Origin of the sequence: Mesorhizobium sp. M0478 (genome assembly GCF_040321305.1) — a bacterium.
Taxonomy (GTDB): Bacteria; Pseudomonadota; Alphaproteobacteria; order Rhizobiales; family Rhizobiaceae; genus Mesorhizobium.
Map to the genome: position 1 here is coordinate 38319 of NZ_JAMYRH010000011.1, position 13284 is coordinate 51602.

12 protein-coding genes are annotated in these 13284 nt (G+C 63.2%); 7 read left to right on the forward strand and 5 right to left on the reverse strand.

The window, feature by feature from the left end; genetic code table 11:
• Positions 1-5: 5 nt before the first annotated feature.
• From NKI64_RS23470 to recJ, 3 genes are all read left to right on the forward strand, one after another.
• Positions 6-1223, forward strand: a complete 1218-nt coding sequence (locus tag NKI64_RS23470; RefSeq protein ID WP_023681615.1) for an LL-diaminopimelate aminotransferase — start codon at positions 6-8, stop codon at positions 1221-1223.
• A gap of 50 nt (positions 1224-1273) precedes the next feature.
• Positions 1274-2587, forward strand: coding sequence for a homoserine dehydrogenase (locus NKI64_RS23475; RefSeq protein ID WP_023707143.1), 1314 nt, complete (start codon positions 1274-1276; stop codon positions 2585-2587).
• A 249-nt stretch (positions 2588-2836) separates the two neighbouring features.
• On the forward strand, positions 2837-4621 hold the full coding sequence (gene recJ, locus NKI64_RS23480; RefSeq protein WP_352596554.1) for a single-stranded-DNA-specific exonuclease RecJ: 1785 nt from the start codon (positions 2837-2839) through the stop codon (positions 4619-4621).
• A 15-nt stretch (positions 4622-4636) separates the two neighbouring features.
• Here recJ and NKI64_RS23485 read toward each other — a convergent pair whose 3' ends face one another.
• From NKI64_RS23485 to folE, 3 genes are all read right to left on the reverse strand, one after another.
• Positions 4637-5608, reverse strand: coding sequence for a patatin family protein (locus NKI64_RS23485; protein ID WP_023667624.1), 972 nt, complete (start codon positions 5606-5608; stop codon positions 4637-4639).
• A gap of 84 nt (positions 5609-5692) precedes the next feature.
• Positions 5693-6151: a phosphoribosyl-AMP cyclohydrolase gene (gene hisI / locus NKI64_RS23490; RefSeq protein ID WP_023710659.1), complete on the reverse strand. Its 459-nt coding sequence runs from the start codon at positions 6149-6151 to the stop codon at positions 5693-5695.
• 35 nt (positions 6152-6186) lie between these two features.
• Positions 6187-6822, reverse strand: a complete 636-nt coding sequence (gene folE, locus NKI64_RS23495; RefSeq protein ID WP_023667622.1) for a GTP cyclohydrolase I FolE — start codon at positions 6820-6822, stop codon at positions 6187-6189.
• A gap of 241 nt (positions 6823-7063) precedes the next feature.
• On the opposite strand from folE, the gene NKI64_RS23500 reads away from it, so the two are divergent.
• The gene (locus NKI64_RS23500) at positions 7064-7510 is read left to right on the forward strand and encodes an iron-sulfur cluster assembly scaffold protein (protein WP_023710657.1); all 447 of its coding nucleotides are present in this window, start codon (positions 7064-7066) and stop codon (positions 7508-7510) included.
• 87 nt (positions 7511-7597) lie between these two features.
• On the opposite strand, the gene NKI64_RS23505 is transcribed toward NKI64_RS23500, so the two are convergent.
• Positions 7598-8515 carry a LysR substrate-binding domain-containing protein gene (locus NKI64_RS23505; RefSeq protein WP_352670368.1) on the reverse strand — a complete coding sequence of 306 codons (918 nt, stop codon included), beginning with the start codon at positions 8513-8515 and terminating at the stop codon, positions 7598-7600.
• A 373-nt stretch (positions 8516-8888) separates the two neighbouring features.
• Between NKI64_RS23505 and yidD the strand changes: the two genes are divergently transcribed.
• Both yidD and blaOXA read left to right on the forward strand, forming a co-directional pair.
• A complete protein-coding gene (gene yidD, locus NKI64_RS23510; RefSeq protein WP_352670370.1) occupies positions 8889-9257 on the forward strand; it encodes a membrane protein insertion efficiency factor YidD in 369 nt (122 codons plus the stop codon).
• A gap of 156 nt (positions 9258-9413) precedes the next feature.
• Positions 9414-10229, forward strand: a complete 816-nt coding sequence (gene blaOXA, locus NKI64_RS23515) for a class D beta-lactamase (protein ID WP_352670372.1) — start codon at positions 9414-9416, stop codon at positions 10227-10229.
• Positions 10230-10242: 13 nt separating this feature from the next.
• Here blaOXA and NKI64_RS23520 read toward each other — a convergent pair whose 3' ends face one another.
• Complete coding sequence (locus NKI64_RS23520) at positions 10243-11079, reverse strand: SAM-dependent methyltransferase (protein ID WP_352444092.1); 837 nt, start codon at positions 11077-11079, stop codon at positions 10243-10245.
• A gap of 207 nt (positions 11080-11286) precedes the next feature.
• On the opposite strand from NKI64_RS23520, the gene thrS reads away from it, so the two are divergent.
• The gene (gene thrS, locus NKI64_RS23525) at positions 11287-13260 is read left to right on the forward strand and encodes a threonine--tRNA ligase (protein ID WP_352670374.1); all 1974 of its coding nucleotides are present in this window, start codon (positions 11287-11289) and stop codon (positions 13258-13260) included.
• The last annotated feature ends 24 nt before the right edge of the window (positions 13261-13284 follow it).

Below are 13284 nucleotides of genomic sequence, written 5' to 3' on the forward strand. Positions count from 1 at the left end.
CTGACATGGAAGAATTTCACAAGGTCCGCCGGCTTCCGCCCTACGTGTTCGAGCAGGTCAACCGGCTGAAGGCCAGCGCCCGTTCGCGCGGCGCCGACATTATCGACCTTGGCATGGGCAATCCGGACCTGCCGACGCCGAAGGCGATCGTCGACAAATTGTGCGAAGTGGTGCGCGATCCGCGCACGCATCGCTATTCCTCCTCGCGCGGCATCCCAGGTCTGCGCCGCGCCCAGGCCGCCTATTATCAGCGCCGTTTCGGCGTGAAGCTCAATCCCGACACGCAGGTGGTGGCGACGCTCGGTTCGAAGGAAGGCTTCGCCAATATGGCGCAGGCGATCACCGCGCCGGGCGACGTGATCCTGTGCCCCAACCCGACCTATCCGATCCATGCTTTCGGCTTCATCATGTCGGGCGGCGTCATCCGTTCGCTGCAGGTCGAGCCGGATGACGGCTTCATCCCGGCGCTCGAGCGCGGTGTCCGTCATTCGATCCCGAAGCCACTGGCATTGATCCTCAACTATCCGTCGAACCCGACGGCGCTGGTCGCCTCGCTCGATTTCTACAAGGACGTGGTCGCCTTCGCCAAGAAGAACGACATCATCATCCTGTCGGACCTTGCCTATTCGGAGATCTATTTCGACGGCAATCCGCCGCCTTCGGTGCTGCAAGTGCCGGGCGCCATCGATGTCTGCGTCGAGTTCACCTCGATGTCGAAGACCTTCTCCATGCCCGGCTGGCGCATGGGCTTTGCCGTCGGCAATGAGCGGCTGATCTCGGCGTTGACGCGGGTGAAGTCCTATCTCGACTACGGCGCCTTCACGCCGATCCAGGTGGCGGCGGCGCATGCGCTGAATGGCGACGGCGCCGACATCGCCGAAGTGCGCGAGGTCTATTTGAAGCGCCGCGACGTCATGGTCGACGCCTTCAGCCGCGCCGGCTGGACCATTCCGGCACCGGCTGCCTCGATGTTCGCCTGGGCGCCGATCCCGGAGCCGTTCAAGCATCTCGGCTCGCTTGAGTTTTCCAAGCTCCTGATCGAGCACGCCGACGTGGCGGTGGCGCCGGGCATCGGCTTTGGCGAGCATGGCGACGATCATGTTCGCATCGCGCTGGTCGAGAACGAGCACCGGATCCGGCAGGCGGCGCGCAACATCAAGCGCTTCCTGGCGTCCAGCGCCAAGCAGCCGAACAATGTGGTGCCGCTCGCCGCGCATCGCTAAAGTCGCCGCACATCTTATTCGAGTAGATTTTTTGAGGGGCGTCGCCGGGCATGGCTGAAGCGTTGCGTGTTGGAATTGCCGGTCTGGGTACTGTCGGTGCCTCGGTGGCGCGCGTGCTGCGCGACAAGGCAGCGGAACTGACGCGCCAGTGCGGACGCGATGTCATCGTCGCGGCCGTTTCCGCGCGTGATCCCAAGCGCGACCGTGGCGTCGACCTCAGCGCCGCCAAATGGTTCGACGATCCGATCAAGATGGCGCAGGCCGCCGATATCGACGTCTTCGTCGAACTGATCGGCGGCGATGAGGGGGCAGCGCGCGCGTCGGTCAAGGCAGCACTTGAAGCCGGACGTCATGTCGTCACCGCCAACAAGGCGCTGTTGGCCAAGCACGGCGTGGCGCTTGCCGAAATCGCCGAGAAGAAGGGCGTGCTGCTCAACTACGAGGCGGCAGTTGCCGGCGGCATCCCGGTCATCAAGACGATGCGCGAGGCGATGGCCGGCAATTCGGTCACCCGCGTCTTCGGCATCCTCAACGGCACCTGCAACTACATCCTGACCCGCATGGAGGCCGAGGGCATCTCCTTCGACGAGTGCCTGAAGGACGCGCAACGGCTGGGTTATGCAGAGGCCGACCCGACCTTCGATATCGAGGGCCATGATACGGCGCACAAATTGTCGATCCTGACCAGCCTGGCCTTCGGCACCAGGATCGCGGCCAATGACATCTACATGGAAGGCATTTCCAACATCAGCCAGGCCGACATCCGCGCCGCGGGCGACCTTGGCTACCGGATAAAATTGCTCGGCGTCGCGCAGCGCACCGACAGCGGCATCGAACAGCGTGTGCACCCGACCATGGTGCCGACCGCGTCGGTGATCGCACAGGTGCATGGCGTGACCAATGCGGTGGCCATCGAAACCGACATTCTGGGCGAGCTGCTGCTCTCCGGCCCCGGCGCCGGCGGCAACGCCACCGCGTCCGCCGTGGTCGGCGATATCGCCGACATTGCCAAGAGCCGGCCGGGCTTCCAGCACGGTCCGGTGTTCGGCCTGCCGGCCAAGGAACTGCGGCCCTACAAGAAGGCGCAGATGCGCAGCCATGCCGGCGGCTATTTCATCCGACTGACCGTGCATGATCGCATCGGCGTCTTTGCCGCGATCGCCAAGCGCATGGCCGACAACGACATTTCGCTGGAATCGATCGTCCAGCATGCCGTCAGCGGTGAGACCGACGCGCAAAAGACGGTGATCCTGGTCACCCACGAGACGACGGAAGCAGCGGTGCGCAAGGCTGTCGACGGCATCACCAAGGACGGCCACCTCACAGACAAGCCGCAGGTTATCCGCATCGAGCGTGCGGGCTAGGCCAAGTCATTTTTCTCCTTTAACCGATTGATGCTGCTGCTGAAAAGTGGTTTCGGACGCCATAATGCTCTATCTCTTTGATTTGGAGCCGGATTGAGATTTCAGGTCGAACCCACCAATCATCATCGGGCTCTGGCGGAGGCGTGAGTCGCGAGATCAAGGCGTCACCAGGATGTGGAAAAGTTTTGAGACTTTCCTGTTTAGCCGTCGCATATTGCCGGAAATGACAATCTATAGATTACGCCTCCTATGACGGGCGACAAACGCTTCTTCCTCGATGTCAGGCAGTCGGCGACCGGTGTTTCCTGGGAACACCGGTTGAGCGAGCGGCAGGACATGACTGCGCTCGCCATAGCGCAGGGCCACGGCGTGCCCGACATTGTGGCGCGCGTGCTCGCCGGGCGCGGCGTGACCGCGGACCAGGCCGAGCGCTTCCTCGATCCGACGATCCGCAATCTGTTGCCGGATCCGGCTTCGCTGACCGACATGGGCAAGGCTGCGACGCGCATCGCCGAAGCGGTCATGGCCAAGGAGAAGGTGGCAATCTTCGGCGACTACGATGTCGACGGCGCCGCCTCTTCGGCGTTGCTCAAACGCTTCCTGACGCATTTCTTGGTGCCTTCGGAGATCTACATTCCCGACCGCATCTTCGAGGGCTACGGCCCCAATCCGGAGGCTATGCGCGAACTGGTCTCGCGCGGCGCGACGCTGATCGTCACCGTCGATTGCGGCACCAACAGCGCTGTCTCCATTGATGCCGCCAAGGCCGCAGGCGCCGATGTGGTGGTGCTCGACCACCATCAGGTCGGCGGCCCGCTGCCGGAGGCGACCGCGGTCGTCAATCCCAATCGCGAGGACGACCTTTCCGGGCAAGGCCATCTGTGCGCCGCCGGTGTCGTCTTCCTCACTCTGGTGCAGACGGCGAGGGTCCTGCGCAGCCGATTGCCCGACGCAGCGCCACCGGACCTGTTGTCGTTGCTCGACTTGGCGGCGCTGGCCACGGTTTGCGATGTGGTGCCGCTCATCGGCGTGAACCGCGCTTTCGTCATCAAGGGACTACAGATGGCGCGGCAGCAGAAGAATGAGGGGCTCGCCACACTGGCGCGGGTGTCCCGCATTGGTGAGCCGATAAGCACCTTTCATCTCGCCTATCTGATTGGGCCGCGCATCAATGCCGGCGGCCGCATCGGCGATGCAGCACTTGGCAGCCGGCTGCTCGCCACCGACGATCCGGTTGAGGCCAGGACCATTGCCGAGACACTCGACCGGCTCAACCAGGAACGCCAGCAGATGGAGCTGGAGATGCTGGCAGCGGCGCGCGCCGAGGCTGACGCCGAACTTGCCGGCGGCAACGGGCCGGCCATCATCGTCACCGCCAGCACCAATTGGCATCCCGGCATTGTCGGCTTGATCGCCTCGCGGCTGAAGGACCATGCGCGGCGGCCGGCCTTCGCCATCGCCTTCAACGCCAATGGCATCGGCACCGGCTCCGGCCGTTCGGTGTCGGGCTTCGATCTCGGACGGCTGGTGCGCGCAGCCGCCGATGCCGGGCTGATCGTCAAGGGCGGCGGCCACGGCATGGCCGCCGGCATCACGGTGGAACGCGCCAAGCTCGGCGAACTCCGTGCTTTCTTCGAGGAGCGCGCGGCGGCCGAAGTGTTCCGGCTGCAGGACGAAGAAAGTCTGGCCGTCGACGGCGCGCTCGCCGCCGAGGGCGCGACGATTGCTTTGCTCGATGCACTGGAAAAGGCCGGGCCTTTCGGCGCCGGCCATGTCGCGCCGGTGTTCGCGCTGCCGCGCCATCGGCTGGCCGACGCGCGGGCCGTCGGCACCAACCACATCCGGGCCGATCTGCAGTCGGAAAGCGGCGGCCGCATCCAGGGCATCGCCTTTCGATCCGTCGATACCGCGCTGGGCGAATTCCTGTTCAAGAACAGGGGCAACACGATCCATGTAGCCGGCTCGCTGTCGGGGAATTATTGGAACGGCAACCGCACGGTGCAGTTCCGCATCACCGATGCGGCCAAAGCCTGACATTGCCGAATTGGTTTAAGCGAGAACCGTCTGCAGCCGCTTCAACTCGCTGATCTGCGCCATCGTCGCCTGGTAACCGACGCTGATCGCCTCATCCGCGCGGTGGAATTCGGTCAAGCCGATATGGCTGAGTTTCGGTTGGAGCGACATGTCGGGCGGATCGCCCGCCAGCCTTGCGCGTGAAATCCGGTCCTGGATGATGTTGAAAGCTTCGACCATGACGCCGGTGATGCCGAGACGGCTTTGGTGCGGCTGGTGGTCGGGGCTGGCCTGGCCTGGCCGGGGCGCGTCCTTCTCGATGAGCAGTTCGCCGGCGCTGTGCTTGATGACGGCGGCGCGGCCGAACAGATCGTAGTGAAGGTTGACCGCGACGACCAGCGGCTGCTCGTAGGCGCGGCAGACCGAAACCGGAACCGGGTTGACCAGCGCGCCGTCGACCAGAATGCGGCCGTTGCAATTCACCGGTTCGAACACGCCGGGCAGCGCATAGGAAGCCCGCATCGCGGTGATCAGCGAACCGCTGGACAGCCAGATCTCATGGCCGGTGCGAATTTCGGCGCCAACGGCGACGAACGGTTTCGTCAGATCCTCGAAGCGGATGCCTGCCATGTGCTCGCGCAGCCTGACGTCCAGTTTCATACCGCCGAACAGGCCGCTGCCGCGCAGATTGAGATCGAGCAGGCCGAAGATGCGCCGCTTGGTCAGGCTGCGGGCGAACTCCTCGAGTTCGTCCAGCTTGCCGGCGAGATAGCAGCCGCCAACCAGCGCGCCGATCGAGGTGCCGGCGATCATTGAGACTTCGATGCCGGCTTCGTCGAGCGCGCGCAGCACGCCAATGTGCGCCCAGCCGCGTGCGCAGCCGCCGCCCAGCGCGAGCGAAATGCCTGTCTTGCCCGCAGGTTGCGGGTCAGGCACGCCGCCGGACGATGAGGGGCCATTGGCCTCCCGCACGTCCGGTCTGCTACGCAATGACGCCCACTCGAGCATCATGATCTCCCTTGTCCCGCGTCCGTTCTACAGGAAGGACGTTTGAGAATAGTGAATATGAGTGGTTTGCGACTGTTGAATGGTTCACGCGGGCTTCCGATACGTTTTTTCCGCATCGAACAGCGGCGTGCTGCCATCGCCGGCAAGCGTTGCCTTGCCGCCGATTAGCCCCACCGTCCGATAAAAACATGAACGCCGGCCGGTGTGACAAGTTGCGTCGTGGCCCAACACTTTGACGCGCAACCATATGGCGTCCTGGTCACAATCCGTGAGCATCTCGACGACCGTCTGAAAATTGCCTGATGTTTCGCCCTTCTTCCACAGCGTGCTGCGCGAGCGCGACCAGTAGTGCGCGATGCCGGTTTCGAGCGTCAGCGCCAGCGCCTCGGGATTCATATGCGCGACCATCAGCAGCATACCGTCAGCGGCGTCGGTGACGACGACGGTGACCAGCCCGGCAGCATCGAAGCGCGGGGAAAACACCGCGCCTTCTTCGAGAGCCTTCTTGTCTGATGGAGCCGTGGGAAATGTTAGTGCCGACATCGCGGGTCCTTGATCTAGCGATGCCGGCGAGGGGCTTACGCCCCGAGGCCGCGCACCATGGTGACGAAACGGACCTGTTCCTCGGGCGTGTCCTTGAACACGCCGGTGAAGGTCGAGGTCAGCGTGGTGGAGCCCTGCTTGCGGATGCCGCGCATGGCCATGCACATATGCTCGGCCTCGATCATGACGGCGACACCGCGCGGATTGAGCACGTCCTGGATGACGCCGGCGATCTGTGCGGTCATGGCCTCCTGAGTCTGCAGGCGATGGGCGAAGATATCGACGACGCGCGCGATCTTGGACAGGCCGACGACCTTGCCGTCCGGGAGGTAGCCGACATGCGCCTTGCCGATGATCGGCACCATGTGGTGCTCGCAATGCGAGTGGAACTGGATGTCCCTGACGATGACGAGATCGTCATAGCCGGCGACTTCCTCGAAGGTGCGGCCGAGTTCTTCGGCCGGGCACATGTCATAGCCGTTGAACATTTCGAGAAAGGCCTTGGTGACGCGCTTGGGCGTGTCGATCAGGCCCTCGCGGTCCGGATTGTCGCCGGTCCAGCGCAACAGCGTGCGCACGGCGGCCTCGACCTCGGCTTCGCTCGGCCTGTCGGTGACCGGCTTGTCCAGATAGTCGGAAGGGGGCATGATTTTCTTGATGACGGCATCCATAAAGGCGTCTCCCGTAGTTCCTCTCTCAGGAGGAACGAGTTGAACGGACCACGACCTTTCGGGTGCTGAAAACTCGCCCGGTTTCCAGCCCGCAAGCGGCGTGAACGAAATGGGCAAGGACGATGGCTCTGCGTTGCCTTGTCGATACCCGACTGCCAGCATTATATATGGTCGTGCGCAGCGAATGAAAGACGCCACAGCGGCAATCGCTGTTCGCTTGGCGGCGACGGATTGGAAAAATATGATTGACGACGTCTACAATGCGAAAATTCTGGGTTTTGCCGGAAACATCGCCCGCATAGGCCGGCTCGATCATCCGGATGCGAGCGCCAAGGCTCATTCCAAATTGTGCGGCTCGACGGTAACCGTCGACCTCAAGATGGACAATGGCGTCGTCACCGATTTCGCTCATGACGTGAAGGCCTGCGCCCTCGGCCAGGCTTCGTCCTCGATCATGGCTCAACATGTCATCGGCGCCAGCGCCGACGAATTGCGGGCGGTGCGCGACACCGTGCTGAAGATGCTCAAGGAAAACGGCGCGCCGCCGCAAGGCCGCTTTGCCGATCTGAGATATCTGGAGCCGGTGCGCGACTACAAGGCGCGCCATGCCTCGACCATGCTGACCTTCGATGCGGTCGTCGATGCCATCGGTCAGATCGAGAAGAAACGCGCAGAAGAAGCAGCGTGATGTTGGTACATGACGGCTCCTCCAACAGCCGGTGAATTGTCAAAATTGGGCGCTGAACACGTCGAGGAGCTTCTCACGTAACCGGGCTCATGCCTTGGTTTGCTGCGCCCGTCTGCTTTCGGCAAATTCGCTTCTCACCCAGTCGGCGAAGGCCTTGGCCGGCTCCGCCAGGTCCTTCAAACTCCTGGCGACCAGCCAGTAGGCGCCCGATGCGACATCAATGTCGAACGGCTTGATCAGCGCGCCGGATGCAATCTCCTCGCCGATCTGCAAGAGGTCGCCCAGCGCCACGCCGTGGCCGAGCAGGGCCGCCTGCTTCGACAGCGACACATCCGCCAGCATAGGGCCGCGCGCCGGAATGGTGTCGGCGGCGACGCCGGCTGCCTCGAACCAGCGCGCCCAGCCTTGACGATTCTCCTCGTGCAACAGCGTGTAGCGGGCAAGGTCGAGCGGCTTTTCGAGGGCAGGGCCCGATGCCAGCAAGGCGGGCGACAGGACCGGTGAATCGACGGTCGAGGCGAGCCATTCGGCCTCGCTGCGCGGCCACGAGGTGGCGCGCGCGCTGAAGCGCAAGGCGAGTTCAGGCTGATCGCTGCGGAACTCGATCGGCCTTGGGTCGACTTCGAGGGAAACGTCGATATCAGGCCGCAACTGGCTGAACCGGTTGAGCCGCGGCAACAGCCATACCGAGGCCAGCGACGGCTCGACACTGACGCGAACCACCGACTGTGCCGGGGCCGCCACCAGGTCCGAAAGCAGCCTGTCGATGTCGTCGAAACTCCTGACCAGTTGATCGAGCAGGCGCTGGCCGGCCTCGGTCAACTCGACGCGGCGGTGATGACGGTGGAACAAGGGCTGGCGCAGGAACTGCTCGAGTTCGCGGATCTGCCGGCTGATGGCGGCCTGCGAGACGAACAGCTCCTCGGCGGCCCGGCTAAAGCTCAATTGCCGGCCAGCTGCCTCGAAACTTCGCAACGCCGTCAGCGGCAGCCGTCCGCGCTTCATTTCGCATAACCCGAAGTTATCCGGACCGGAAATTATACTCGTTTGAAGGCGAAGGCCAGCGGGCGTCTAATCCGCCTCAAAGGAGATGCGCCATGATCCAGTTACTGAAGATCTTTTGCGATGTGATGCGGATCGCGACATTTCAGTGGCATGGCGACAGGCGGCATCATGTGCAGCGCACCGAGCAAAGGCCGGCCACCCGCTGGGCGGCTCCATCGGAGCGGCATCCCTTTCGCCGCTCGCGACCCTGAGCCGACAAAGAGGCGAGTGAGTGAAGAGGATTGCGTTTGCCGGCCGAAGCTCACATCTATCGGTTTGGAAACGCAAGCTGACCCGGAAGCCGGTTTCGGGTCGCGTTCGGAAAGAGACTGCGGTGGGCGACCAGCATCGGCATGTGCATGCCGCCGGACGGACCCGGCGCGGGCGCAACTGGCCCGGTCCCTGGCGCAAAACACCCGGCCGCATTTTCGGCACGTCGCTGGTGCGCCTCTATCAACTGACGCTGTCCGGATTTGTCGGCAATTCCTGCCGGCATCTGCCGACCTGTTCCGAATACGCGCATGAGGCGATCGCCCGCCATGGTCTGTGGGCCGGCGGCTTCATGGGGCTGTTCCGCGTGCTGCGCTGCGGGCCGTTCGGAACGCACGGCATCGACCGCGTGCCGGAGGTGCTCGCCCCGCGCTACGTCTGGTTCACGCCATGGCGTTATTGGCAGATCGGCAGGAAGCGCGGCGAGGCCTGACGGCGGGTGCGCTGGTCCCTGATCCAGGTCGCCAGCGCGGCATTTCTTTACAATCCGGTAAGGTTAACAACGACCTGCACAAAGACTGCGCATTTGAGTCAAAATCGGGCCAAGACACTTCGCTAAGCGCCTCCTGTCATTCCCAGGAGAGCCCACATGCGTCGGATCGAAACCCATCCCTTCATCATTGCCGCGGTCCTCTTCCTGCTGGCCTGGTTTCTGGGATTTCCGATGCGGGCGCAATCGGCGCCGCTTGGCGATTTCGCCTGCACGCTTATCCAGGACGCGGCGAGCGGCGAGACGCTCTATCAAAGCGGCGTCTGCGACCAACGCGTCAGCCCGGCGTCGACCTTCAAGGTGCCGCTGGCGCTGATCGGCTACGACAGCGGTGTCCTCAGCGACGCGCATACACCGAGCTGGGATTACAAGCCTGAGTTCAACGCCGTGAAGCGCGACCACAAGGCCGTCGACCCGACGATCTGGGAGCGCGACTCGATCGTATGGTATTCGCGCGAGATCGTGCGCCGGCTCGGCGCAAAAAGCTTTGCCCTCTACGTCTCGAAATTCGGCTACGGCAACATGGATGTCTCGGGCGATGCCGACAAGGACAACGGGCTCACGCAGTCCTGGATAAATTCCTCGCTTGAGATATCGCCGGTCGAACAGACAGCCTTCCTGCGCCGGCTGCTCGCCGGCAAGATGCCGGTTTCTGCCAAGGCACATGAGATGACCCGAGCCATCCTGCCGAGTTTCCAGGCCGACGGCTGGACGGTGCAGGGCAAGACCGGCAGCACCAGGCTGGGAAACAGCAAGGACAAGCGCGCGCTGGGCTGGTTCGTCGGCTGGGCCGAAAAGGGCGGCCGGCGGATCGTCTTCGCCCGGCTGGTCGTCGACACCAAGCCGATCGACATGCCGAAAGGCCCGGCGACACGCGCGGCGTTACTGAGGGAGTTGCCGCAACTGGTGAAGTGAACTTGCTTTAGCTTCAAGTGCTCCGGCGGGCACGAAGGATGTGGCCGCCGGAATTCCTTGTCTCCGCCTTTGGCGTCCTGGAGAAGCGGGCGGCGATGTCGCTGCTTTCCAGATCTTCGATCTCATCGAAGCCGAGCTCGCGCAGCGATTGCGCCAGTGCCGCGGGCACGAAGAAGCTGATCCAGGGCTCTCCGGCAGCGGCGACGCGCGCCGCATGGAAAGAGAGGGCAGCCTGTCCAGCCGCATCGCGGTTCTCGGCCGGCTCGCTGTAGTCGAAGACGACCTCCGAACCGGGCATGCCGGCAATCCAGGACAGGGTGCTGAAGATTGCGTCCTGGCTCAGATACGGAACGACACCCAGCCAGATGAAGAAACTGGGCTCGGTCTGCCGCAAACCGGCCGATGCCAGTTCATCCGCGGGGCGCTGGCGCTCGAAGTTGACCGGCACGAACATGGTGGCCCGCGGTTCGGCAAGACCAGCATCGGCGATGCATTTCCGTTTCCAGGCCTGTGTCGCCGGGTGATCGACTTCGAACACCGCGACATCAGGGTACGGATTGCGCAGCGAGAAAGTGTCGAGGCCGGCGCCGAGCACCACCACTTGCCGAACGCCCCGGCACACCGCCGCTGCAAGCCAGTCCTCGGCGAGACGGGCACGCGCCGCCACGAATAGGCGCATGCGCTGGCTGCGCTCATCTTCCTGCTCGAGTTCCTGCGCCGTCGGTGCGGCATCGCCCAGTATCGCACTCGCATATGGGTCGCGAAACAGCGCCGCCTGTTGCGAGAACTGGTGGAGGGCTCGCATACGCGCGACGCCCAAGGCGGTTCGGCTGGGTTTTGCGTCTTCCATGCCGGGGATTCCAACCTCGTGTCGGGGAAATTCGCAAGCCTGTGCGACTGGCCTGCGACATCTGTCGCGCCATTTCCTGACAGCTGCGCCAACGACGGCTCTTTACCTGATGCCGCGTGGCCTCTAAAACCCGCCCGCTGCCGGATGCCTCCGGCTTCACACCACGACCACCCGCGCTCGTTTGCGGGACTGGATAGGAGATACCCGATGCTGAATTCCGTTTCCCTGACATTTCCCGATGGCTCCGTCCGCGACTATGACGCGGCGATGACCGGTGCGGGCCTCGCCGAATCGATCTCGAAGTCGCTGGCCAAGAAGGCTGTCGCCTATGCCATCGACGGCACCGTCCGCGATCTTTCCGACCCGCTTGGCAAGTCCGGCAAGGTCGAGATCATCACCCGCAGCGATCCGCGCGCGCTGGAGCTCATCCGTCATGATGCAGCACACGTGCTGGCGGAGGCCGTGCAGGAACTGTGGCCGGGAACGCAAGTGACCATCGGGCCGGTGATCGAGAACGGATTCTATTACGACTTCGCCCGCAACGAGCCGTTCACGCCTGACGATTTCCCGGTGATCGAAAAGAAGATGCGCGAGATCATTGCGCGCAACAAGCCGTTCACCAAGGAAGTCTGGTCGCGCGACAAGGCGAAAAAGGTCTTTGGCAACAAGGGCGAGCGCTACAAGCTGGAACTGATCGACGCCATTCCCGAAGACCAGGATCTCAAGATCTATTCCCAGGGTGACTGGTTCGATCTCTGCCGCGGCCCACACATGGCCTCGACCGGCCAGATCGGCAACGCGTTCAAGCTGATGAAGGTGGCCGGCGCCTATTGGCGAGGCGATTCGAACAACCCGATGCTGACCCGCATCTACGGCACGGCCTGGGCCGAGCAAGCTGAACTCGATGCCTACCAGACTATGCTGGAAGAGGCAGAGAAGCGCGACCACCGCAAACTCGGCCGCGAGATGGACCTGTTCCATTTCCAAGAAGAGGGGCCGGGCGTCGTCTTCTGGCACGCCAAGGGCTGGAAGATGTTCCAGAATCTGGTCAACTACATGCGCCGCCGCCTCGACGAGCAAGGCTACCAGGAGGTCAACGCACCGCAGGTTCTCGACAAGAGCCTGTGGGAGACGTCAGGCCACTGGGGCTGGTATCGCGATGCCATGTTCAAGGTGACGGTGGCCGGCGACGACACCGACGACGACCGCGTGTTCGCGCTGAAGCCGATGAATTGTCCGGGCCACGTGCAGATATTCAAGCATGGGTTGAAATCCTATCGCGATCTGCCCGTAAAGCTTGCGGAATTCGGCAATGTGCATCGTTACGAACCGTCCGGCGCCTTGCACGGGCTGATGCGCGTGCGCGGCTTCACGCAGGACGATGCGCACATCTTCTGCACCGAGGAGCAGCTGGCCGCGGAGTGCCTGCGCATCAACGATCTGATCCTGTCGACCTACGCCGATTTCGGCTTCGACGATGTCAGCGTGAAGCTGTCGACGCGGCCGGATAAGCGCGTCGGCACCGACGAGGCCTGGGATCATGCCGAGGCGATCATGGGCAACGTGCTGGATACAATCAGGACGCGCTCGGGAAACCGCATCAAGACCTCGATCAATCCGGGCGAGGGCGCTTTCTACGGGCCGAAATTCGAATATGTGCTGAAGGACGCCATCGGCCGCGAATGGCAGTGCGGCACCACGCAGGTCGACTTCAATCTGCCGGAACGCTTTGGCGCCTTCTACATCGGTTCGGATTCGGAAAAGAAGCAGCCGGTGATGGTGCATCGCGCCATCTGCGGTTCGATGGAACGCTTTCTCGGCATCCTGATCGAGCATTATTCCGGCCATTTCCCGCTGTGGTTCGCGCCGCTGCAGGTGGTTGTGGCGACGATCACCTCGGATGCTGACGACTATGCGCGAAAGGTTGTCGTACAGTTGAAGGCGGCAGGACTTTTGGCCGAACCGGATCTGCGCAACGAGAAGATCAACTACAAGGTGCGTGAGCATTCGCTGGCCAAGGTTCCTGTGATCCTCGTCTGCGGCAAGCGCGAGGCGGAGGAGGAGACGGTCAACATCCGCCGGCTTGGCTCGCGCGATCAGGAATCGCTCAAGCTGGCCGACGCGCTGAAGCTGCTTTCTGACGAGGCTGTTTCGCCCGACCGCAGGCGAAGCGCGGCCTGAGCAAACAATGTTTCGGAGAAATGG

Coding starts and splice junctions, on each gene's coding strand:
- NKI64_RS23485 (WP_023667624.1), bottom strand. CDS start 5,608: ATGCTCGAGTGGGCGTCATTGCGTAGCAGACCGGACGTGCGGGAGGCC.
- NKI64_RS23500 (WP_023710657.1), top strand. CDS start 7,064: ATGATTGACGACGTCTACAATGCGAAAATTCTGGGTTTTGCCGGAAAC.
- folE (WP_023667622.1), bottom strand. CDS start 6,822: ATGGATGCCGTCATCAAGAAAATCATGCCCCCTTCCGACTATCTGGAC.
- NKI64_RS23505 (WP_352670368.1), bottom strand. CDS start 8,515: ATGAAGCGCGGACGGCTGCCGCTGACGGCGTTGCGAAGTTTCGAGGCA.
- thrS (WP_352670374.1), top strand. CDS start 11,287: ATGCTGAATTCCGTTTCCCTGACATTTCCCGATGGCTCCGTCCGCGAC.
- NKI64_RS23520 (WP_352444092.1), bottom strand. CDS start 11,079: ATGGAAGACGCAAAACCCAGCCGAACCGCCTTGGGCGTCGCGCGTATG.
- recJ (WP_352596554.1), top strand. CDS start 2,837: ATGACGGGCGACAAACGCTTCTTCCTCGATGTCAGGCAGTCGGCGACC.
- NKI64_RS23475 (WP_023707143.1), top strand. CDS start 1,274: ATGGCTGAAGCGTTGCGTGTTGGAATTGCCGGTCTGGGTACTGTCGGT.
- blaOXA (WP_352670372.1), top strand. CDS start 9,414: ATGCGTCGGATCGAAACCCATCCCTTCATCATTGCCGCGGTCCTCTTC.
- hisI (WP_023710659.1), bottom strand. CDS start 6,151: ATGTCGGCACTAACATTTCCCACGGCTCCATCAGACAAGAAGGCTCTC.
- NKI64_RS23470 (WP_023681615.1), top strand. CDS start 6: ATGGAAGAATTTCACAAGGTCCGCCGGCTTCCGCCCTACGTGTTCGAG.